General features: G+C 69.8%; 24 protein-coding genes. 15 read left to right on the plus strand and 9 right to left on the minus strand.

Features of this window, described 5'->3' with window-relative positions; genetic code table 11:
• Positions 1 to 162: 162 nt before the first annotated feature.
• The 8 genes from ACFUPX_RS34920 (at position 163) to ACFUPX_RS34955 (ending at position 7017) form a co-directional block, all read left to right on the plus strand.
• The gene (locus ACFUPX_RS34920; RefSeq protein WP_383332029.1) at positions 163 to 807 is read left to right on the plus strand and encodes a GNAT family N-acetyltransferase; all 645 of its coding nucleotides are present in this window, start codon (positions 163 to 165) and stop codon (positions 805 to 807) included.
• Between the two features lie 308 nt (positions 808 to 1115).
• Positions 1116 to 1898 carry an MHYT domain-containing protein gene (locus ACFUPX_RS34925; RefSeq protein ID WP_383332031.1) on the plus strand — a complete coding sequence of 261 codons (783 nt, stop codon included), beginning with the start codon at positions 1116 to 1118 and terminating at the stop codon, positions 1896 to 1898.
• A 144-nt stretch (positions 1899 to 2042) separates the two neighbouring features.
• A complete protein-coding gene (locus tag ACFUPX_RS34930; RefSeq protein ID WP_383332033.1) occupies positions 2043 to 4100 on the plus strand; it encodes a nitrate- and nitrite sensing domain-containing protein in 2058 nt (685 codons plus the stop codon).
• Positions 4101 to 4110: 10 nt separating this feature from the next.
• A complete protein-coding gene (locus ACFUPX_RS34935; protein ID WP_383332035.1) occupies positions 4111 to 4521 on the plus strand; it encodes a hypothetical protein in 411 nt (136 codons plus the stop codon).
• Complete coding sequence (locus tag ACFUPX_RS34940) at positions 4518 to 4988, plus strand: roadblock/LC7 domain-containing protein (protein ID WP_383332037.1); 471 nt, start codon at positions 4518 to 4520, stop codon at positions 4986 to 4988. The genes ACFUPX_RS34935 and ACFUPX_RS34940 overlap by 4 nt, the downstream gene beginning before the upstream one ends.
• Entirely contained in the window at positions 4985 to 5419 is a 435-nt protein-coding gene (locus ACFUPX_RS34945; protein ID WP_383332039.1) for a DUF742 domain-containing protein, read from the plus strand. The genes ACFUPX_RS34940 and ACFUPX_RS34945 overlap by 4 nt, the downstream gene beginning before the upstream one ends.
• On the plus strand, positions 5400 to 5996 hold the full coding sequence (locus ACFUPX_RS34950) for an ATP/GTP-binding protein (protein WP_383332041.1): 597 nt from the start codon (positions 5400 to 5402) through the stop codon (positions 5994 to 5996). The genes ACFUPX_RS34945 and ACFUPX_RS34950 overlap by 20 nt, the downstream gene beginning before the upstream one ends.
• Before the next feature lie 487 nt (positions 5997 to 6483).
• Positions 6484 to 7017, plus strand: a complete 534-nt coding sequence (locus ACFUPX_RS34955; protein ID WP_383332043.1) for a 2'-5' RNA ligase family protein — start codon at positions 6484 to 6486, stop codon at positions 7015 to 7017.
• Between the two features lie 34 nt (positions 7018 to 7051).
• Here the strand turns inward: ACFUPX_RS34955 and ACFUPX_RS34960 are convergent, their stop codons facing one another.
• Positions 7052 to 7648, minus strand: coding sequence for a TetR/AcrR family transcriptional regulator (locus ACFUPX_RS34960; RefSeq protein ID WP_383332082.1), 597 nt, complete (start codon positions 7646 to 7648; stop codon positions 7052 to 7054).
• 301 nt (positions 7649 to 7949) lie between these two features.
• Here ACFUPX_RS34960 and ACFUPX_RS34965 point away from each other — a divergent pair, with 301 nt between their 5' ends.
• Positions 7950 to 8888, plus strand: a complete 939-nt coding sequence (locus ACFUPX_RS34965) for an alpha/beta fold hydrolase (protein WP_383332045.1) — start codon at positions 7950 to 7952, stop codon at positions 8886 to 8888.
• A gap of 73 nt (positions 8889 to 8961) precedes the next feature.
• Here ACFUPX_RS34965 and ACFUPX_RS34970 read toward each other — a convergent pair whose 3' ends face one another.
• From ACFUPX_RS34970 to ACFUPX_RS34980, 3 genes are all read right to left on the minus strand, one after another.
• A complete protein-coding gene (locus ACFUPX_RS34970) occupies positions 8962 to 9555 on the minus strand; it encodes a hypothetical protein (protein WP_383332047.1) in 594 nt (197 codons plus the stop codon).
• Between the two features lie 53 nt (positions 9556 to 9608).
• Positions 9609 to 10232 (minus strand): hypothetical protein, encoded by a 624-nt coding sequence (locus ACFUPX_RS34975; RefSeq protein ID WP_383332049.1) that lies wholly within the window; start codon positions 10230 to 10232, stop codon positions 9609 to 9611.
• 96 nt (positions 10233 to 10328) lie between these two features.
• Positions 10329 to 10949 carry a TetR/AcrR family transcriptional regulator gene (locus ACFUPX_RS34980; RefSeq protein ID WP_383332051.1) on the minus strand — a complete coding sequence of 207 codons (621 nt, stop codon included), beginning with the start codon at positions 10947 to 10949 and terminating at the stop codon, positions 10329 to 10331.
• Between the two features lie 147 nt (positions 10950 to 11096).
• Between ACFUPX_RS34980 and ACFUPX_RS34985 the strand changes: the two genes are divergently transcribed.
• On the plus strand, positions 11097 to 11861 hold the full coding sequence (locus tag ACFUPX_RS34985) for a siderophore-interacting protein (RefSeq protein ID WP_383332084.1): 765 nt from the start codon (positions 11097 to 11099) through the stop codon (positions 11859 to 11861).
• Positions 11862 to 11872: 11 nt separating this feature from the next.
• Positions 11873 to 14062 carry a 2Fe-2S iron-sulfur cluster-binding protein gene (locus tag ACFUPX_RS34990; protein ID WP_383332052.1) on the plus strand — a complete coding sequence of 730 codons (2190 nt, stop codon included), beginning with the start codon at positions 11873 to 11875 and terminating at the stop codon, positions 14060 to 14062.
• Positions 14063 to 14123: 61 nt separating this feature from the next.
• Here the strand turns inward: ACFUPX_RS34990 and ACFUPX_RS34995 are convergent, their stop codons facing one another.
• Positions 14124 to 14822 carry a hypothetical protein gene (locus ACFUPX_RS34995; protein WP_383332054.1) on the minus strand — a complete coding sequence of 233 codons (699 nt, stop codon included), beginning with the start codon at positions 14820 to 14822 and terminating at the stop codon, positions 14124 to 14126.
• A 117-nt stretch (positions 14823 to 14939) separates the two neighbouring features.
• On the opposite strand from ACFUPX_RS34995, the gene ACFUPX_RS35000 reads away from it, so the two are divergent.
• The 4 genes from ACFUPX_RS35000 to ACFUPX_RS35015 all read left to right on the plus strand — a co-directional run bounded on the left by ACFUPX_RS35000 (position 14940) and on the right by ACFUPX_RS35015 (position 18641).
• The gene (locus ACFUPX_RS35000) at positions 14940 to 15590 is read left to right on the plus strand and encodes a TetR/AcrR family transcriptional regulator (RefSeq protein ID WP_383332056.1); all 651 of its coding nucleotides are present in this window, start codon (positions 14940 to 14942) and stop codon (positions 15588 to 15590) included.
• Positions 15591 to 16324: 734 nt separating this feature from the next.
• Positions 16325 to 16792, plus strand: a complete 468-nt coding sequence (locus ACFUPX_RS35005; protein ID WP_383332058.1) for a lamin tail domain-containing protein — start codon at positions 16325 to 16327, stop codon at positions 16790 to 16792.
• A 315-nt stretch (positions 16793 to 17107) separates the two neighbouring features.
• Positions 17108 to 18319 (plus strand): enoyl-[acyl-carrier-protein] reductase FabV, encoded by a 1212-nt coding sequence (fabV, locus tag ACFUPX_RS35010; protein WP_383332060.1) that lies wholly within the window; start codon positions 17108 to 17110, stop codon positions 18317 to 18319.
• Between the two features lie 121 nt (positions 18320 to 18440).
• Positions 18441 to 18641 (plus strand): hypothetical protein, encoded by a 201-nt coding sequence (locus tag ACFUPX_RS35015; RefSeq protein ID WP_383332062.1) that lies wholly within the window; start codon positions 18441 to 18443, stop codon positions 18639 to 18641.
• Positions 18642 to 18737: 96 nt separating this feature from the next.
• Here ACFUPX_RS35015 and ACFUPX_RS35020 read toward each other — a convergent pair whose 3' ends face one another.
• The 4 genes from ACFUPX_RS35020 to ACFUPX_RS35035 form a co-directional block, all read right to left on the minus strand.
• Positions 18738 to 19496 carry a L,D-transpeptidase family protein gene (locus ACFUPX_RS35020; protein WP_383332064.1) on the minus strand — a complete coding sequence of 253 codons (759 nt, stop codon included), beginning with the start codon at positions 19494 to 19496 and terminating at the stop codon, positions 18738 to 18740.
• Positions 19497 to 19774: 278 nt separating this feature from the next.
• Positions 19775 to 20110 (minus strand): STAS domain-containing protein, encoded by a 336-nt coding sequence (locus tag ACFUPX_RS35025; protein ID WP_383332066.1) that lies wholly within the window; start codon positions 20108 to 20110, stop codon positions 19775 to 19777.
• Between the two features lie 17 nt (positions 20111 to 20127).
• On the minus strand, positions 20128 to 20442 hold the full coding sequence (locus tag ACFUPX_RS35030; protein WP_383332068.1) for a MarR family transcriptional regulator: 315 nt from the start codon (positions 20440 to 20442) through the stop codon (positions 20128 to 20130).
• A 217-nt stretch (positions 20443 to 20659) separates the two neighbouring features.
• Positions 20660 to 21517 carry an alpha/beta fold hydrolase gene (locus ACFUPX_RS35035; protein ID WP_383332070.1) on the minus strand — a complete coding sequence of 286 codons (858 nt, stop codon included), beginning with the start codon at positions 21515 to 21517 and terminating at the stop codon, positions 20660 to 20662.
• Positions 21518 to 21532: the final 15 nt, after the last annotated feature.

Genomic DNA, 21532 nt, shown 5'->3' on the forward strand with positions numbered 1-21532 from the left:
ACCAGGTTGCAACGAGCCCGTCATGGACCCGCCATGCGCACGTGACGACCTTCGGCGCGAGGCCGAGGAAATTTAAATCGGATGCCGAGCGACCCCCAGCTACGTAATGTTCACTGCTGGCATGGAGTCATTACTTAACTAAAGGCGCTACGGGAGAACTTGATGGTTGCGGAGTTGGTGGAGACCTGGGTGGCGGGCTGGGCCGTGTCCCGGCGGACGCCGCCTCCGGTTCAGATGCCCTGGGGGTTCTACATCGCGGTGGCCGACAGGCCGGCTGAGGTGGGACGTCATGTGCTGCCGGAGGTCACCGAGTTCCTGGTCCGCAGCGCCGCCGAAACGGTGACCGCGCCGCGGACCTGGATGAAGATGCCCGTGGAACCGGAGGTGATCGAGCCGTGGCTGTCCCCCGGGTGGGTGGTGGCGTACGAGGAGACCGGGCATCTGATGGTCACGGACCTCATGGCCACCGAACCGGCCTGGCCCGAGGGATACACCGTATGCCTGGAAACCGCAGGGGCCGTCGTGTACGCGCGAGTGCTGGACGCGGCCGGTGGGCAAGCAGCCCAGGGACAGATGGCATTGCTCGGGCACGCGGCCGTCATGGACCAGGTGCAGACCGAGGACGCCCACCGACGGCGCGGGCTGGGTCAACTGGTGATGCGCACGCTCGCCGATCACGCCCTGGACAAGGGCGCAGGCCTCGGCGTACTGGGCGCGACCGACGCCGGGCGCGCACTGTACGAGACGCTGGGCTGGAAGAAGCACGCGACCATGGCGGAGTGTGTCTACCGCCCCTACCGCCCCTGACACCGACGGATCGCGTCGTCCTCCGCTTGCCCGCCGGCCCAGCGGAGAGAGTGCACCACCATGTCCCGGATATCCGGAAGTGGGCGTCTCGCCCCCGGTGTCACGAGCGGTTCGATACGCGGCGTGACAAGAGTCGCACCTATGTGTGCGATCAGTGACGACCCCATGGGCGTGCAGCCCGGTGAACTCGGGCTTTACTGTTCGGTAACCCTCACATGAAGCGGTTTTCGTGCCCCCTGGCAGGAGATCAACTGCGTGCTAGCGTCCCGGGTCGCCGGGGGGCCGACACAGCTAGTGAGAGGAATCCCGTGGGTCACATGCACCACATGGCAGGAGGCTGGGCCACTCCGGTCCTGTCGTACGCCATGGCCGTCGTCGGCGCCGCGCTGGGACTGCGCTGCACCGTGCGCGCACTGGCAGCCGGGGGGCGGTCCAAGAGGAACTGGCTGCTCAGCGCCTCCGTCGCCATCGGCGCCGGCATCTGGACCATGCACTTCATCGCGATGCTCGGCTACACCGCCGACGGCACCGCGATCCGCTACGACATCCCGCTGACCCTGCTAAGCCTGTTCGTCGCCATCGCCGTCGTCGGCGCGGGCGTCTTCACCGCCGGCTACGGCAGCTCCCGGGTGCGCTCCATCGTGCTCGGCGGCGTCGGCACCGGACTCGGCGTCGCCGCGATGCACTACATCGGCATGGCCGCCGTCCAGCTCAACGGCGCGATCTCCTACGACCCCGCGCTCATCGCGCTCTCCGTCTTCATCGCCATCGCCGCCTCCTCAGCCGCCCTGTGGGCCGCGCTGTCCGTGCGAGGGCCCGCCGTCGCGGCCGTCGCCTCGCTCGTGATGGGCCTGGCGGTGAGCAGCATGCACTACACGGGCATGGCCGCCGTCACGGTGGACGTGCACGCCGGTACCGCACCTCTGCAGGGCGCGAGCGCCACCGCCTTTATCCTGCCGCTCGCCGTGGTGCTCGGCTCCTTCCTCTTCCTGACCTGCGCGTTCGTCGCGCTGTCCCCCACGGCGCGTGAGCGCGCCGAGAGCGAGGCCGCGGCCCGCCCGCTGCACGAGGTCGAACTGCCGGTCGCCTGACCGCAGCCGGGCCTACCCGGCCCGCCCCTCCGCCCTCCACCCGCGGCACGCGCTCCGTCACACACGTCGGCGCCCCGCGTACCCCCGGGCCCGACGCACTGCGCGCGGCCCTACACTCCTGCACCGCCAAGGAGACCCTTCGTCATGCCCGCACGCCCTCTGGTGCCCGAACGCTGGCGCCCCAAATCGATCCGCGCGAAGGTCGTCACTCTGCTGACCGTGCCGGTCCTCTCCCTGATGGCCCTGTGGGGACACGCGGCCGTCACCACCGCATCCCAGGTATCGGCCACCGAGCAGCTGCGCCAGATCAACTCGACTTTGGTACGGCCCGTCGCACAGTTCACCTCCGCGGTGCAGGACGAGCGGGCCGCGGCCCTGAAGTACCAGGCCGCGCCCGGCGGCACCGCCCGCGACGCCTTCGAGACCGCGCAGGCCCGTACGGACAGGACCGTCACGGCGCTGCGCAGGGGCATCCGCTCCAGCAGCACCGACCTCGCGGCACTGGACGCCGCGCTGCCCGGCCGCGTCCGCTCCCTGCTCACGAGCGCCGGATCGCTCGATGAGCGGCGCGAGAGCACCCGCGGCGCCTCCGCCGTGCTCTCCGACTACGGCACGGCCGTCGACCGGGCCTTCGCGGTCCGCTCCGGGCTGGCCGGCGCCGACCAGCCCGACCGCGCATCCGACACCCGTACCGTGCTCGAACTGGCCCGCTCCCGAGAGGCGTTGAGCCGCCAGGACGCCGTGCTCGGTGCCTCGCAGGCCAGCGGGACCATGTCCGCGGCCCAGTACCGTACGTTCGTCGGCGACGTCGCCGAGCAGCGTGCCTTCGCCGACGCGGCCGTGCCCGACCTGCGCGCCCAGGACGCCGCCGCCTACCGCAAGGTGCTCGGCTCCGGCGCCGCGACCGGCCTCGCCACCGCCCAGGACGCCGTCCTCGACGCCCCCTCCGCCGGCGCCACCGCGGTGAGCGCGGGGCACTGGCACTCCGTCGCCGCTCCCACCCTGTCCGGGCTCGCCGGCGCGGAGCGGGGAGCCATCGACACGGGCGCGGACGTGAAGCCGTACTCCCTGTCGAACCTGGGCAGTTCCGGCCTCGCCGTATTCCTCGGTCTGCTCGGTGTGATCCTCTCGCTCCTGCTCTCCGTACGCATCGGACGCGGCCTCGTCGACGACCTGACCGGGCTGCGCAACTCCGCGCTGGAGCTCGCCGCGCGTCGGCTCCCGGCCGCCATTCGCCGTATCCACGGCGGCGACGGCCTCGACCTGGAGAAGGAGGCACCGCTCTCTCAGGAACCGGTCCGGGACGAGATCGGCCAGGTCGGTGCGGCGCTGACCACGGTGCAACGTGCCGCGCTGCGCGCCGTCGCGGGCCGCGCCGCCGTCCTCACGGGTGTCTCCGGCGTGTACGTCAGCCTCGCCCGCCGCAGCCAGTTGCTGCTGCACCGGCAGCTGGAGCTCCTCGACACCATGGAGCGCCGCACCGAGAACCCCACGGACCTGGAGGACCTCTTCCGCCTGGACCATCTGACGACGCGGATGCGCCGCCACGCCGAGTCCCTGCTGATCCTCTCCGGCTCCGCGCCCGGCCGCGCCTGGCGCAATCCGGTCCCGCTGATCGACGCCGTGCGCGCGGGCATCGCGGAGACCGCGGACATCGAGCGGATTCACCTGCACGACATCCCCGACCTGCGGCTGGCCGGCTCGGGGGTCGCCGACCTCATCCACCTCGTCGCCGAACTCACCGAGAACGCGGCCTCCTACTCGCCGCCGCACACCCCCGTGGTGGTGCGCGGTGAGGAGGTCGGGGCGGGCGCCGTCCTGGAGATCGAGGACCGCGGTCTGGGCATGGGCGACGAGGCGCTCGCCGCGGCCAACGAGAAGATCCAGGCCGCGGACGTCGACCTGCTCGACTCGCGCCAGCTCGGCCTGTTCGTGGTCAACCGCCTCGCAGAGCGCCAGCACGTCGACGTGACCCTGCGCCGCTCGGTCTACGGCGGCATCACCGCGGTCATCTTCCTCCCGCAACAGCTCCTGGAGGCCCCGCACCCGGGCCTGCGACCCCTGCCGGAGCCGGAACCGCAGCCGCTGCGGGCGGTGCAACCCGGCCCCGCACCGGCCCTACCGCATGTACCCGCCCAGCGGGCAGCACGGCCAGGCGTGGACGTCCGCACCCCAGACGGAGACCCTCCCCTCGGACGGTGATCCGGCGCCCGTGCAACTCCCCGGCCGCGGCCGGCACGCCGCTACCCAGCGGCCCGAGTCCTCGCCCGTTCCCACCGCGCGCCCCACTGCCGTACCGGACTCACCGGCCTCACCGGACGGAGAGGGCGGACAGGAAGAGCAGGAGGGACGAGACGCGGAGGGCGGACTGCCGCGCCGGGTGCGCCAGGCCAGCCTCGCGCCCGAACTGCGCAAGGACGACGACACGAACACGAGCCCGCAGCCCTCCCAGAGCCCGACCGTCCGCTCCCCCGAAGCCGCCCGCGCCACGATGGCATCGCTGCGCTCCGGCCGACGCCGCGCCTCCGCCTCCGCCTCCCGCGACGAACCGGCCGGCCCCGGCACCCCGGGCCCCTCTCCCGACCACCACGCAGCGCACGACGAAGGGTTCCGAGACCGATGACGCCGACCTACTCCGTCACCACCGTGGGCAACCAGATCGACGACCACGGCAGGCGCGGCATCGACTGGCTCCTGGACGACCTCGTCGACCGCGTCGCGGAGGTCCGGTACGCGGTCATGCTGTCCACCGACGGCCTGTGCGTCGGCGCCTCGCACGGGATGGGCCGCGACGAGTCCGAGCGTTTCGCCGCCATCGCCTCCGGCTTCCACTCCCTCGCCAAGGGGGCGGGCCGGCACTTCGACGCGGGCGGCGTCGTCCAGACGATGATCGAGCTGCAGGGCGGCTTCCTCTTCGTGATCGCCGCCGGTGACGGCTCCTGCATCGCCGTGTTCACCGACGGAAACGCCGACATCGGCCTGGTGGCGTACGAGATGGCGCTGCTGGTCGACCGGGTGCGCGAACACCTCACGGTGCCCCTGCGGGCGGACGGCACGTCGGCGCCGGCGCCGGACGACGAGGCCTCATGACCGACCGGCCCCCCAACCTCCGCCGGGGCAACCCTGAGGACGGCTTCGCCGAAGCCTGGACCGACCGCTACGACGACGAGGCCGGTCCTCTGGTCAGGCTCTACGCCATGACCGCCGGTCGCGCCCGCACGGACAACGGCGCGGAGCGCGTCGACCTGATGGCGATCGTCCGGCGCACCGCCGCCACCCCACGCGGCCCGCTCCCGCCCGAGCAGCGGGCCCTGTTGGCCCTGAGCGCCCCGGGTCCGCTCCCCGTCGCGGACCTGGCGTCCGACTCGGGGCTGCCCCTCGGCGTCGTCCGGGTCCTGCTCGGCGACCTCACGGCGCAGGGCCTGATGCACATCACCCCGCCCGAGACCGCCGCCACCGGGAACGAACGTCTCCCCGCCCACCTCCTACGAGAAGTGATCAATGGCCTCCGCGCACTCTGACCCCACGCGGCATGCGGCGTCCGCCGACTTCACCGCGCTCAAACTCCTGATCGCCGGCGGCTTCGGCGTCGGGAAGACCACGCTGGTGGAGTCGGTCAGCGAGATCCGTCCCCTGCGCACCGAGGAACCCCTCACCGAAGCGTCACGTCCGGTGGACAGCCTTGAGGGGGTGACCACGAAGACCACGACCACGGTCGCCATGGACTTCGGCCGCATCTCCCTGCACGACGACCTCGCCCTGTACCTGTTCGGCACGCCCGGTCAGGACCGGTTCTGGTTCGTCTGGGACGAGTTGGCCACGGGCTGCCTCGGCGCGGTCGTACTCGCCGACACCCGCCGGCTCGCGGACTGCTTCCCCGCCGTGGACTACTTCGAGAGCCGCGGCATCCCGTTCATCGTCGCGGTGAACTGCTTCGACGGAATCCGCAGCCACGCCCCGGACACGGTGGCCCGCGCGCTCGACCTGAACCCGGACACACCCGTCCTGCTCTGCGACGTGCGTGACCGCGAGTCCGGCAAGGAAGTCCTGGTGTCCCTGGTCGAGCACGTCCTGAGCCGGGAACTGGTCACCCACTGACGCCGGGCGCGGGTGCGGTGCGGGTTCGCGCGAGGCGGGCAAGGAGTCCGACGGCGCCAACTTCCTTCCCCCTCCCGGCGTGCCGGTCGCTTGCCGTGGCGGATTCGTCTTTGCATCGCGAAGTGGGTTCACGATTGCGCTCAAGTGGCCGCGCTCCACCAAGGGTGCCGCCCTGCTTCGAACAGCGGAGCGCGACGTATCGAAATCCCATCCGCTCGAGCGCGACTACGGCCTGCTGCAGGTCGGGCTCGTAGACGGCGTGGAGCGGACCGGACAGCGAGAACGCTGCGGCGTACCGCCCTCGACGCGTGGCGCATGCGCTGGTGACGGGGACGCACCCCGACGGTGGCACTACCATTCGGGGACCGGTACCGAAGATCGCTTCGAGCACGCGAAGCATCCGGTCACCAACGTCGTCATGTCTCCTGATACGCAGATCTCTCTGGCTCAGGATGTTACGGCGCGACTCGACGCGGAAGGCGGGGTGATGGCGGCGATGCCTGCGCCGGGAACAACGGCTGTCCTGGCACTGCTGCCGGACGCCGACCCACTGCTGGAGCTGGCCGCCCAGGTGGACCCGGGGGTGGTACGGCCGGGGGTGCCCGCACACGCGACGCTGCTCTACCCGTGGCTGCCGGCCGACCGGATCGGTGCGAGGGACCTTGAGCGGTTGCGGGCCGCACTGGTGCGGGCCGCGCCGGGGGGCGGCCACGTTCCCCTCCGGCTGACCGAGGTCGAGCAGGCCGGTGGGTTCGTCGGCATCCCGGTGCCCGAACTGCACGCGCTGGCCACTGCCGTTCGCACCGCGTTCCCCGAACAGGTCCCCTACGGCGGCCGGTTCGGGCAGGATCCGCCGGTACACGTCACCCTGTCACTGGACGCGACCGCCCCCACGGCCGCCGACATCGCCCGGCGCGTCACCGGCCGCCTGCCGATCCGTGCGGAGGTGTCCGCCGTGCACGTGGTCGCTCTCACCCCCGACGGCTGGCACGGTCTGGCCGAGCTGCCGCTCACTCCTTGACCGGTCGACGAGTGGCTCCTCCGGCCCTGGTCTCCTAGACACGCCTATTTGCGCGCAACGCTTGCGAGAGCGCGTCAACGGTCACGCCCACTACGGCCAGGAGCTGCGCCGGGCTCGCCCCGGCTCTGCTCATGACGGCGAGAGACTGGTTCACGGCCGCCACGTGTTCAGCGAAGGCGTCGGCGTCCTGCTCGGTCAATCGCCCGGCCCTCAGCGCGGCGCGCAGGCGCGAACGCTGGAAGCCCAGCGCCTCCTTGGCGTGCGCCGCGACGGCCGGACTCAGCACAGGAATCGCCATGGCCGACTGGGCGATCAGGCATCCATCGGGCAGTTCGGGATCGGCGATGCGCTCGAGGGTGACGTCGAAGAACGCACGAACAGCTGCAACGGGTTGTGAGGCTGCACACGACAGGGCGGAGTCGTACTTGTCGCCGTAGCGCGCGGTGTAGCGATCCAGGCACCGCAGGAAGAGCGTGTCCTTGTCGCCGAGCGAGGAGTAGATGGAGCTGCGGTTCAGGCCGGTTGCCCGTGACAGGTCGTCCACTGAGGTGTCGGCGTAACCGGCGCGCCAGAACTGGACCATCGCGGCATCGAGCGCCGTGTCCATGTCGAACTGCTTCTTGCCTGCCACGTGGCACTTCCTAGCCGGTATGTCGATCTCGATGTCCATGGGCCGCGCTGCACACCACTCTATCCTGAACTGAATAGTTCAAGATGTGCTACGTTCCAGACACGACATGACCGTGGCCCCCTCGCGATCCGAGTAGGCGCCACGAACACGCCGACTGGTCCCGGCCGCCGCCGTCCCCGTCTGCACCTGGGTATTCGAACCAGGCCGTCATCGAGGCGAGCATCGGCGCCCTGGTCGTCATCGCGCTCGCGGGCCTGGCCCTTGGGGCGTAGCAAAAGCCCACATCAATGGAAGGATTCCCGTGCCTGACCCTGCGACCACCGCTCAGCAGGTCTCCGCAGCCAACCCGGTCCGCGACCTGCCCCTGCACGACCTGGACGGGTTCACCCACCGCTGGGTCGACGCAGACGGCATCCGCCTTCATGCCGTCGAGGGCGGCCAGACGGCCGGCCCGGCTGTCGTCCTGCTCGCCGGGTTCCCGCAGACCTGGCAGGCCTGGCGAAAGGTCATGCCCAGCCTCGCCGACCGGTTCCGCGTCATCGCGATCGACCTGCCGGGCCAGGGCCACTCCGAGCGCCCGGAGCACGGCTACGACACCCACACGGTCGCCGCCCACGTCCACGCCGCCGTAGAAGCACTGGGAGTATCGGCCTACTGGCTGGCCGCCCACGACATCGGTGCCTGGGTCGCTTTCTCCCTCGCCCTCAACTACGAGAGCCAGTTGCGCGGGGTCGCCCTGCTCGACGCCGGAATCCCCGGCATCACCCTCCCGGAGACGATTCCCACCGACCCGGCCCGGGCGTGGAAGACCTGGCATTTCGCGTTCCACCTCGTGCCCGACCTGCCCGAGACCTTGCTCGCGGGCCGTGAACGGGACTACGTCGGCTGGTTCCTGAAAACGAAGGCACTTTCTCCCGACGCGTTCGACGACGCCGACCTCGACCACTACGCAGCGGCCCTCGCCGCCGACGGCGGCCTCCGTGCCTCCCTCGCCTACTACCGAGACGCCGCCGAGTCGGCGCGCAGGAACCACCAGGCGCTCGAGCGGCAGCACCTGAGCGTGCCCGTCCTCGGAATCTCCAGCAGCCACGGCTCCATCCCGGACATGGCGGCCTCCATCAGCCCGTGGGCCGACAACACCGCCGGAGTCGTCGTGCCCGACGCCGGGCACTTCATCCCCGATGAGCAGCCCGAAGCCGTCGCTGCCGCCATAGCCCGCTTCATCACTGACGGCGACTGACACCACTCAGACCTACCAGGCGCGCACCCGCGCTCCTGATAGGCCACTGCCCCATGCGGTGCCTTTGCGGCTCTCAGCCGAAGATGTCCCAGAGATCCAGTCGGGAGCCGCCAGCGTCGGCGCCGGCGGGACGGGGCCGCATCGGGACCGGATCCGGGTAGGTGTTGGCTGCGGCCCTCGCGCGGACGATGTCCGGCCCGCCGCACGCCGCGACGGCGAAAGCGCCGAAAACCTTGGCGAATGCGGCCGGGTCGTGGAACTCCACGCCGAACGCCCGGCCATCGTGCAACGGCACCCACACCACTCGCTGCGACCGTGCCCATTCCCGTACCGGCCGGTCGTCCGCGGTCGACCGCCCCTCCAGCCACAGCCGCGCCACGGGCAGCAGGTCCACCTTCTCCATCGGCAACCGCTTGCGCCGCACCCGCAGTTCACCCGCCGTCAGCACGACCTGCTGGTCCCTCTTCGGGTACCAGAAGACGCCGACCCCGAACGGCGCCCACAGCACGATCCCGATCATCGGCCAGACCAGGGCGTCGCCCCATGACCGGAGCAGCCCGCCGTCCAGCAGGTACAGGCCCCCGAGGACCAGCACCCACTTCGACGTCATCCGCCAGAATCCGCTGCCTTGCCGGTAAAGGACGCGCCGCTTCCCCGTCATCGCCATGCCCGCACGCTATCCGCCGCCCCGAACCTCACTACATGTGTTCTCCAACGGTGCTACTTCACAGCCCACTTGAGCGGCTCTTTGTAGTACCCCTGGGAGTAGGTGACCTTGTCCACCGTGGATTTTTCGGGGACGAGGTACGGGTCGCAGACGTTGCGCTCCTCGCCCTTCTTCCACACGTCATCGGTCCCAAGTTCCTTGACGCCATTGAGGAGATGGCAGTCCTTCGGCGTGCTGCTGAGGGCACCGATGAGGATGAACTTCGTCCCCGGGCCCGTGGCGGTCTCGACATTGACATCGCTCATCACCTGGGGCGGCTTCTTGAGCGCGTCACCTCCGACGTGACGGGCGTTGACGAAGACCCAGACGACCTTCTGGCCCGCGTACTTGTCGGGCTCATCGAGTTCGTCGAGATCCTCCGGCTTGCCCTCGACGACCTTCGTCGGCGTGAACACGAACTTGGCGGTCTTCTTGTAACTGGAGATCTCCTGCTCCGGGCTCGGCTGACCGATCCGCAGCTTCTTCGGAGCCTGAGGAGCACTGGAGGTGGCGTCCTTCGCGGCATCGTCCGTGGACGGGTAGCACGCGGTGAGGGTGCAGGCCGTGGCCGCGCCGACGGCTATCAGCCCAAGGCGCCGACCAAGGCGGACGCCGTGCTGATTCTGTGGGTTAGACATGCGACGGTACTTTATGTTGATCACCGGCCTTCGCACGAACAGCCCCGGGCGCCGCACAGCACGACCGCCACAAAGAGACCTGAGCGTAAGGGAGTTCTACTGATCGCCGCGTAGGTAGCGGGTGACCATGGCCACCAGTTCCTTCTCGAACGTCTCGACCGGGACGGCCTGCGGGGCGGCCATGAGCATGTGTGAGTTCATCTCCACCGTGGTCACGATCAGTTCGGCCGCGGTGCCGAGGTCCCGCACGCGGACATCCGGGTGCCGGGCGAGGAGGTCGCGCACCTGACCGACGCGATACCCCCTGTGCCGGTCGATCGTGTCGAGCAGTTCCTTCGAGAACGACGCTTCCTCGATCATGATCCGCAGCAGCTGCGGATCATCGCTGTGGTTGTCGATCGCGTCGCGGACCAGTGCCCGCACCGTCGACTCCAGGCTCCCGGGGGACACATCGTGCTGGTCGGCCTGTGTCCACGTGCCACGGTCGATGTGCCGCAGCAGCAGCTCGGCGAGGATGCCGTCCTTGTTCGGGAAGTACTGGTACAGCGAGCCGATGGAGATTCGCGCGCGCTCGGCGATGCGATTGGTGGTGCCGGCGGCGTAGCCGTGCTCGGCGAAAACGTGAGCAGCCGCGGTGAGGATGCGGTCGCGGGTGAGTTCCGCGCGCACCTGACGGGGCTTGCGACGTGGCTGAAGACGGCGGTCGCCCGACGGCATCCGGAGGCCTCCTCAAGGCGTGAAAAGCGAGTAGTCAAAGAGCTGAACCATTGCTCACAATAGTGCCATGAGCTGCGGAAACAAGGACCTCACCAATGCGGTGGGCGTCCAGTGATCCCCAAGGTGTACCTGCCCGAGTCGCGCACGATGATCACATTGGAGGTACGCCGCCGTGAGTTGCTCACGCCGGGCTTCGCGAGCGTCACCCTGGGCGGCCCGGCCGTAGGGGACCTGACCGTCGCCGGCAACGACCAGGCGGTGCGTCTGTTCTTCCCCCGCGAGGGACAGACCCGGTTGCGGATGCCGACCCTCTCGAACGAGGCATGGATCGCCCAGCTGATGCTGGTGCCGAAGTCGGCCCGCCCGTGGGTCCGCAACCTGACGATCCGTCGCTCGCGGCCCGAGGACGAAGAGATCGACATCGAGTTCGCCCTGCACGGTGACTCGCCCATGTCCTCCTGGGTGCGCCGGGCCGAGCCCGGCGACCCGGCAGGGATCTTCGACATGGGCACCATGTACCGGCTGCCGGAGCATGCGGAGGGGCAACTGCTGGTCGGTGACGAGAGCGCACTGCCCGCCCTCTTGTCGATCCTCGACTCGACACCCCCCTCGTTGCCCACGGAGGTCTACCTGGAGGTGGCGGACGCGGCCGACATCCGTCCCCTCAAGACGCCCGCCGGCGTCCGCATCCACTGGTTCAGCCGCGACGACGCAGACATGCGGCCAGGCACCTTGGCACTGGAGGCGGTGCGCCGCGCGTCGCTGCCCTCCGGCCGCTTCTTCACGTGGGTCGCGGGTGAGTCCCGGCTGGCCACGACGTTGCGGCGACACCTGGTCAACGACCGTGGCGTGCCCAAGCAGGACATCTCGTTCTTCGGTTACTGGCGCCTGGGCCGGTCGACTCCCGGCTGAAAGGAATTCTTGTGCGGCACGAAAACCAGTTGGGCACCCCGGTTCGGCTGACGACCGTGGGCGAGCTCGAGACGGCCATCGGCCACCCCGCGCCGATGATCATGCTCAAGCAGATCAGCGCCCTCGACGAAGGCTGCCGGACCATCCTCGCCCGGAGTCCGATCGCGGCCTTCGGCTACCGGGACGCCGACGGCACCAGCAGGACGACCCTCATCGGCGGCACACCGGGGTTCGCCCGTGTCCACTCGCCCACCCGGATCTCGTTCCCCCTGCCCGAGTTGGGCGCCCCGCACGGCCCGGTCTCGTTCTTCTTCCTCCTGCCGGGCATCGGGGAAATCCTGCGCGTCAACGGTTCGGTGGCCGCGCACAAGGGTGCGCAGACGACCGTCGACATCGAGGAGGCGTACGTGCACTGCGCGCAAGCCGTCCTGCGGTCCCGCCTGTGGCAGCCGCCCACCCCGGCCGAGCCGCCCCCCGAGAGGGAGATCGCGGGGGACGGGCCCCTGTCCCGACCCGGCGTCGCCGAGTTCCTCGCCGCGGCACCGTTCCTCGCGTTGTCCACGTGGGACTCCTCCGGTGGCAGCGACACCAGCCCGCGCGGGGACCGGCGGACGGCGGCGCGGATCCTGGACAGCCGCACGCTCGTCATCCCGGACCGGAAGGGCAACAAGCGCGCCGACTCGCTCCACAACCTGCTGCAGGACGACAGGCTCTCGTTCGCCGCGCTCGTACCGGGTCGCAGCGGGGTGCTGCATGTCCGCGGTCGCGGCGCGATCACCGACGATCCCGCGCTGTTGGAGACGCTGTCGCTGCGCGGGATGCCCCCGCACCTGGCACTGCTCATCGACGTCGAGCACGCCGAGGTGAGCGGCAACGACGCCGTGGCGCGCTCACGGCTGTGGACCCCCCAAGCACACCTCGAGCGCGGCACGGTGCCCGACCTGATGGCGCTGGCGGGAGAACACCTCGCCGCCGCTTCGGCCGCCGCCGACAGGGGTCCAGCCGCGTTCTGGCTGAAGTTCATCGGGGCAATCCCCGGGATGCCCCGGTTGCTGAGGCTGGTGATGAACCAGGCCTACCGTTCCGGGCTGCGGAAGGAGGGTTACGGGGATGTCGAGCCCGGCGCGGGCAGCAGGCGCCGCGGCTTCCGGCGCCGAGGCCCCGCGGCCGACGCCGGGATGCCCGATCCCCTGCGGGAGGTGCGCATCGCCGAGGTGCGCAGGGAGACACCGAGCACAGTCACCCTCGTGCTGGAGGACGCCGGCGAGAACCCGGGACCGTTCGACTTCCGGCCGGGCCAGTTCTTCACGCTCGTCGCCGACATCGACGGCCGCCCGGTCCGACGGGCCTACTCCGCCTCATCGGCGCCCGGGTCGTCCCGGCTTGAGGTCACCGTCAAGCACGTCGACGGCGGCCGGTTCTCCACCCACGTACACCGCGGTCTCCGCGCCGGGCACCGCCTCGCATTGCGTGGCCCTTCAGGGTCCTTCCACGCCGGGCCCCGGCCCGCGGACGAGATGGTGCTGGTGGCGGCGGGCAGCGGCGTGACACCGATGATGAGCATGCTCCGCACACGGCTGTCCGACCGGTCGGGCCGCGACCGGATCGCGCTGCTCTACAGCAGCCGCAGCACAGAGGAGATCATCTTCGCCGACGAGCTGACCCGGCTGGCGAACGACCACCCCGACCGGCTCTCGGTGACGCACGTCCTGACCGGCAGGGACGGGCGGCTCGACGCGGACGGCCTACGTCGTTGGATCACCGCTCTCTCGCCCGCCAGAGACGCCCACTACTACCTCTGCGGCCCCCAACCGCTGATGGAAGCCGTCCAGGGCGTCGTGAGCGAGAGGGGAGTCCCCGACGAGCTGGTGCACCAGGAGCGCTTCGTCAGTGGAGCGGGCGCCGGGAGCCCGGTGACGGTGCCGCGGGAGATGACCGTCGAGAAGGACGGGCGCCCCGTGGGGACGGTGATGGTCGAACCCGGCCAGACACTGCTGGACGCGGGACTCGCCGCGGGGCTGCCGATGCCGTACTCCTGCACGGTCGGGAACTGCGGCGACTGCAGGGTGCGCCTGCGCGGCGGCGAAGTCGCGCAGAGCGAGCCGAACTGCCTCACGCCACAACAGCAGACCGACGGCTACGTCCTGACGTGCGTGGGCTGTCCGCTGTCGAAGGTCACCCTCGATATCGCGGACCCGTGATCGCCGGCCGACCGCCTGCGCGCCCACCAGGACCCGGTCGGCGACGCCCGCCCCGGAGAACTCAGGTGCGGGCCGCCGCCGCGGCGACGATCCAGTTCCTGAACTCGACGGCGTAGTGCCGCAGATGGTGCTCCAGGACGTCCTGCGGACACGTGGTGGGCACGTAGACCGTCAGGCTTGCGGTGAAGCCGTCGGCGGTGTCGCCGAACTGGGTCAACGCCCGCCCGACGACGGTGCCGTCGGCCAGGAAGAGATTGGAGGACATCTTGTGCGGAAATTCGGACTCCGGGAGGAGTTCGTCCACGTCAGCGGCCCATGCCAATGCGCTCGTCCCCCAGCCGCCCATGTAGAACGAGCAGACGTGCGGGCCGATGTTCTCCACCACGTTGAACGCTCCATCGGCGCCGGGGGCCATCACGTAGTGCTCGGGGTGCGCCGCGAGGAGCGCGCTCTCGTCGCCCGAGAAGGCCTTGTCCATCCAGGCCAGGAACGCACCCGAGGTGAGCCCCCGCGCCGCCAGCACCGTCGTACCCGCGGTGAAGCTGCCCTCGGAGGCGCGCGCACTGTCCCTCAGGAAGGCGTTGCCCTCCTCGATGTCCGCGGCCAGGAGGTCGAGCAGTCCCTGGCGGCCCAGTCGCGCCCTGAAGCGGTCCAGGGCGCGGCGGGCGTAGAACAGCTCGAAGTCGTCGATGCTCCCGGCGCCGGTGGGCCCTGCCTCGAGCGTCACGGTCACGGTCGTGGAAGTCGGGTTGTCGGTCATGGTCGAACCTCCGATAGAATGCGAATGTGAATTCACGTTCGCGTCATGAGAGTAGGCGGAGGAGTGCACCACTTGTCAAAGGGACCTGCTCGGACCGCCGCCGATAGCATGCGGGACATGATCGAGGAGCCAGAGCGCCCCGCTCCCTACCGGGAGCCCCGGCAGGCACGCAGCGCCGCGACGCTGGCCCGCGTACTGCAGGCGGCCGAGGACATCGCCTGCTCGTCCGGCCTGGAAGAGATGACCATCACCGGCGTCGCCGCACGCGCCGGCGTCTCCGTCGGCACCATCTACCGCCGCTTCGAAGACAAAGAACAGCTGATCACCGCCCTGACCGAGCGGATGCTGGAACGCCGCGAGCAGTACATGGCAGAGCAACTGCGCTCGGCCGAGCCCTCGCTCTCCGGTGTCATGGACGCCTATGCGCACGCCCTGCTGCAGTCCTTCGCCGACAGCAGCAGGCTCTTCCCGGAACTGCTGCGCGCGCGGGGAAGCAGGTCCCTGGACCGCGGGGCCCGCACCATCACCGAAATCCACCGCCTCCTGCTCGAAGCGGCAGCCCCCTACACCGACCAGATCCGGCGCTCGGACCCGCAGACGGCGCTGGACACCGCGGCCCGCGCCATCCTCGGCGCGTGCTTCCACAACTCGGTACGCCCCGATCCCGCCACCGGCGAAGCGGCCAGGGGCCAGTACGCGGACGAACTCAGCGACATGGCCCTCGCCTACCTCCTCACTCCCGAGCGCCGCCGCACCGCTCACACCTGAGCCGGGAGCAGAGACCCTCGACCGCCGGTCTTGGCCCGCGCGGCTCTCAGACGGGGGTGGGTGCCATGCCGTCGCCCGCAGCCCGGGGCATCACGCACATGCCCGTGGGCGCCGACGCATTCCCGCCGCGCCGGCGCCCACAGGTCGGGCTGCACCGGCCGTGGAGGGGAGCTCGTCGCGGGCGGCGCGCCCTGTCCCCCACCTTCCTCCGCCGGCGAGGTTCATACAGGACGGGCCCAGCGCATTTCACCTACGCCAGGAGGCTCCTGCATCGGGCGGGAATCACTCTCGCCCGTCCTGGCACACCACCACCGTCCGGCGAGATGAGGGAGCAACGCCTGGACGGCATCCGCGAACTCGCACCAGGGCCAGGGAAATCGCATGTCAGAGCAGTCCTGGCGCCTTCGTACGAATGCCGGGAACGGGCGCCTGTTACGGGAATCCGACCTGTTGGAAGCGGCGCACGCAGACCGCAGTCGGGCGCGGACAACCGCTTGCTGATGAACACTCAAGGGATCGTTGGTGAATGCAGCAACCCCTGGAAACGCCGCCATCAAGATCGGTGACGGATACAGGCGTCTGTTACGGAAATATCCGCATCTGGTAACACCCTCTGGATTGCCCCCGCTGAACAAGGCGGCGGTCCACGCTGTGGTCTCTCGGCAGCACGCCGGGAACCGCATCGTCCACCGTCCCGCACACCGGGGTGATGGACATGTACTTGAGGGGCACTCATGTCCGCTGCACGTGACATCCGCCGTATCGCTGCTGCGATCCTGGCCTCCGGCGTCGTCCTGGGAGCCGGCGCGCTGCCGGCCGCCGCCGACGGGCACGGGGGACGGGACAGGTCCGCTGTCGTCATCGGCGACGTCCAGTACGACAGTCCCGGTCGCGACGACCACTCCAACCGCAGCCTGAACGCCGAGTGGGTGGAAGTGAAGAACCACTCCCGCCACGCGGTGAAGCTGCGCGGCTTCACGCTGACCGACAAGCAGGGCAACCGCTACCGCTTCGACCGTCTGCGCCTTAAGGGCCACTCCAGCGTCAAGGTCCACACGGGCCACGGACGCGACATGCGGCACCACGTGTACCAGGACCGCCGCAACTACGTCTGGGACAACAACGACACCGCCACACTCCGCGACGCCCGCGGACGCGTCCTGGACCGCGAATCCTGGGGTCGCGGCCACCACCACCGCTGACCCGGTCGGCAGCCCCGCCCCACACAGGCGCGGGGCTGCCCTTCCCACACGATGCGGCATGCGGCAGCACACCTGCCGCATGCCGCATCCGCGTTCCACCGGCCGGGCGCCGGGTTCGGTCCTACGCTCCCGAAGGGGATGTGGGCGCCAGCAGCCGCCTCCGCCGGAGCCAGTGGGGAACCCTCCAAGCCCGGTCGGACATCGTTGTGCCGGTCAAGATCACCATGTTCATGGGCGTGGCCGCAGACTTGCGGGACGGGGTGGCTGAGGCGGCCGCCGCGTCCTTGTCCGTGACGACACCTGGGACACCACATCGTGAGCGAACGCGTCATTGCGCCCAAGAGCCGGGGCTTCTTGTTCCTCGACTCCCATCCTGAGGGCTGCCGACAGCTGGTGGACGAGATGTGGCAGGCCGTCCCCGGCCCGCCCGCCGCCGGGGGCGAAGGGCCGGTGGCTCTGGTCATCGGCTCCTCCGCCGGATACGGGCTGGCCGCCACGATCGCCGGCCTGGCCCGCGTGGGTATCCGTGGCATCGGCGTGTGCTTCGAGAAGGCGCCCGCGCGGCGCACCGGCACGGCCGGCTGGTACCGCACCGCCGCCACCGCCCGGCTCGCCCAGCAGCACGGGCGGGACATGGTCTTCCTCAACGGCGACGCGTTCAGCGACACGGTCAAGGAGCAGGTCGCCCACCTCCTCGCCGAGCGGTTCGGCGGACGACTCGACTTCCTGATCTACTCGGTGGCCGCGCCCCGCCGCACGGACCCGGACACCGGCACCGTGTATGCCTCGGTCCTCAAGCCGATCGGCTCGCCGTCCACCACCAAGACCCTCGTCTTCGACGAGAACGGCGCCCCGGAGGTCAAGGAGATCACCACCGGGCCTGCCGAGGACGACGACATCGAGCAGACCGTGGCGGTGATGGGCGGCACCGACTGGGAACGGTGGATCACGTTCCTGGCCGACCGGTCCCTGCTCGCCGACGGCTTCACCACCGCCGCCCTGTCCTACATCGGCTCTCCTCTCACCGCGGCGATCTACCGGCAGGGCACCATCGGCGCCGCGAAGTCCCATCTGGAGGCCACCGCACGTACGTTGGACGAGCGCCTGCGCAAGATGCTGGGCGGCCGGGCCGTGACCTCGGTCAACGCCGCCGCCGTCACCCAGTCCTCCACCGCCGTCCCCGGCATCGCCCTGTACCTCGGGCTGCTGCGGGGCGCACTCGGCGACGCCATGGTGGCCCCCATCGGTCAACTGGCGGAGCTGTGGGACCAGCTGACCGGCGCCCGTCCCCTCGACGTCGACGACGAGGGACGGGTCCGCCTCGACACCTGGGAACTCGACCCTGACGTGCAGAACACCGTCGCCGAGCACTGGTCCACCGCCACCAGCGACACCATCACCGCACTGGCCGACCTCGACTGGTTCAGCGACGAAGTCCGCCGCCTCTACGGCTTCTCCGTCCCCGGCCTCGACTACACCGCCCCCGTCGAAACCGACGTCCCCTGGCCCACCCCAGCCACGAAGTAGGACGCTTCTCGTCAACCCCCGCCGCCCTTATGGTGGTGCGCCAAAGGCGGCAATATCTCCCGAGCAGTGCAGATGCACCGCTTCTTCAGGGAAGGGTAGAGAGACTAGAAAAGAGAAAAGAATGTTCGATGCCATCATCATCATCGGCTTGGTTGTCGGTGCGTCTCTGCAGATCCAGGCAGTGTGGGACATGAGTCGCACCCCGTACGACGGTGAGGACACACTCTCCGTGCACTCGCAGGCGATCATCCTGGCGGCAGCGGGGTCCTTGTGCGCACTCGGCGCTCTGGTCGCCGCGCTCCTGGCCACCATGGCCGCCTAGGCCGCAGAAGAAATCGCTCCCTTCGCTGACCCCCTTCCCTGCCTTGGGCAGGGGGCGGGGGCAGGCCTACGCCACCAGGTGTGTTGTCAGCGCCCGTCAACGGCGAAGTTCAATTTCCGGCCCCATCACGATGACAGGCCGCCGCCGTGGATCCAGAAGCTGCAACAGTTCGCGCAACTGCTGGCGCGGCAGAGAGATACAACCCTTCGTGGGCCCTCCGTGGTCCACATGGATCCACACTCCCCCGCCTTTACCCAGCCCGAGCGGCCTCACCTTGTCCAAGGGAGAGAACCCCGACCGTCGGTTGTAGTCGATCGCCACGACGTAGTCGAACGACCCGGACAGCGACTCGCCGTAGAAGCCGGTTCCCGGCTCGTCGAATTCGTCGTCCATGTCGTACGGCAGTTGCGTCCCTGGATCGGGCAAGAGCCCGCCCGCGTCACCGATCCGGAACACTCCGATGGGAGAGCGCAGATCCCCGCCACGGTGATCTCCCGTCCATCCGAACACCGCGTTACGAGCCTGCCATGGCCCTGCCGTGCTGTTCCATCGAGAGGACCGCCCTCTTGTATAGAGCTCGGCAGTGGCATTGCTTGCCCCTGCCTTTCCGGTGACCACGAGGGCCTGCTCCGTCTCGGGCCCGATCTGCGCGCGCGTATACGGACCGAGACCAGGAATGCGGCGAGCCGCCCCGCCGTCCGCATTGGGCCCCGAGAGAGCGCCGGACGGTACACGCAAGGCAGTAGCGGAAGGGCCCGAAGGAGCGGCGGCCGGCGGGCTTGTGCACCCGACCAGGAGAAGGCAACAGGCCGATACGAGCCTACGCCAGCAAGGGCTATGAACTGTGGGGCGCATAGTCTTTTTCCTCTTGGAGCAGGCAGGCTGCCCGGGATAGCTCACGGTTCACTGGCGTACGGAATCGGCCGGTCGGAAGGTGACCCGCACTTTCCCTTTCTTCCCTCATCTGCTCTTTTCTTCCCAAAATGAGCTGGACCGTCGCGCAACACCGCCAAGTTGCTGCGATCGGCCGTCACCTGCTCCACAGGCCGGGACGGTGACCTCGGCTGCCGGGCGTCAACACGCCTCGTACACCCCTTCGACCCAGCTGCGTGTTCTGCCCCGTGCCGCGCCGACTACGTCGACATCAACCGATCGAGCAGACCCGCCCGGTTGATGGCGCGGCGGGTGACAGGCCCCGCCGCCACGATCCCGGCCCTGATGCCCACCGCGTCCAGCGCATGACAGACGCCCAGAAGCGTGAACAGGCCGGCATCGCCGCAGTAGGTGACGGCGGACAGATCCAGCAGCAGCCGACGGCGATCGCCCGGGCGCAGTGCCACTTGCACGACCGCCTCACGCAGCACGGGGGCCATGTCGCGGTCCAACTCGCCGGACAGGCTTATCAGCGTGGCGGACCGGCCCACGGGCATGTGGCGGACCGCCAACCGTTCTCCGGCGTCCTGTTCCATGTTGGGCTGCCTTCTCCTCAGCCCGCGGGCGGCGCGGTGCCCGCGGGCCGGTCGGTGAAAAGCTCCAGCAGTGCGCGCACCGGCAGCCCGGCGTCAGCCGGATGCCTGCAGGGCCGGTCCAGATGCAGGGTGTACTGATTGCAGCGACCGACCCGTCGGCGGTGCAGATAGCCCGCCGCTTCCAGGTCGGCCACGATGGCCTGGGCGGTGCGCTCCGTGATCCGGCAGGAGGCGGCCACCTGGCGCAACGACGCGGTCGGATCTTGCGCGATGGCCAGCAGTGCCCGCGCGTGGTTCGTCAGGAACGTCCATCCTCTGATCTCGCTGACCATGGCCCTCAGTGCCTTCCCCGCCTGCCGGCGCCTCATCATGGTCACTGGTCCGGTATCGGCGGACCTGGCGACCAGAGCTGCTCACACGCTCGCGTCTCGGCAGTAAATCGGGAGCGGTGCGGTCTAGGCCGACGGGGACTGGGGCGGGCCCGTAACCAGGTTAGAACGATCAGGTGGAACGGACAACTATGCCTGCCCGTGCACCTTGCGCGGGCCGTCACTTCGTCAGACCGGCGGAGAAGAAGGGTTCAAGGAGCGCCAACAATGCGCCGGGGCGGTCGAGGGGGATGATGTGGCCGCAGTCCTGGAGGTGATGGCCGACCAGGTCATCGGCGATGGGACGGAGTTGGCGTTCGAGACCCGTACCCACGGGGTGAGAGCCGACGACCATGGTCGGCATGGTCAGCCGAGCCGTCGCGGTGGCGTCCTGAATCTGCTGCGCGCTGGTGGGCAGGGCCCGGTAATAGGAGAACGCGCAGCGCAGGGCCTCGCTCCCGGTGTACGCGTGGACGAAGGCCGCACGGATGTCGTCGGGTACTCCTCGCCCGAGCGTCCCCGAGTCGAGGAACCAGTCGATGTACGGGGCCTCATTGCCGGCCAGAACGGTCTCGGCGAGGCCGGGGACGGCGTGGAATCCGAACCACCACGGGGCGCCGCCCGCGATGACGTGTTCTGCTCCGGGCAGGCGGCCGAGCAGTGCTTCCATCACGACCAGGCGCCGGACGAGGCCGGGGCGGCGCAGCGCGAGCAGGACGGCGGGTGCCGCGCCCGCGTCGATGCCCACCACCGCTGCGGAGGGCTCGCCGAGTGCGTCGAGCAGCCCTTCGACGTCGGCGGCCAGGGTGCCTGCGTCGTAGCCCTCGACGGCTCGTGTGCTGGCACCGAAGCCGCGCAGGTCCGGGGCGATGACCCGGTACTGTCCGGCCAGTTGCCCCATGATGCCGCTCCAGAGTTGCCAGGTGTGCGGGAAGCCGTGCAGCAGGAGTACCGCAGGTCCTTCCCCGGCGATCGCGACGTTGAGCTGGACGCCGTTCGTCGTGATGCGACGCAGTTGGTGTACGGCGGTGACGGGCATGTTGGCTCCTCCAGC

Source organism: Streptomyces sp. NPDC057302 (assembly GCF_042667685.1).
Taxonomy (GTDB): domain Bacteria; phylum Actinomycetota; class Actinomycetes; order Streptomycetales; family Streptomycetaceae; genus Streptomyces.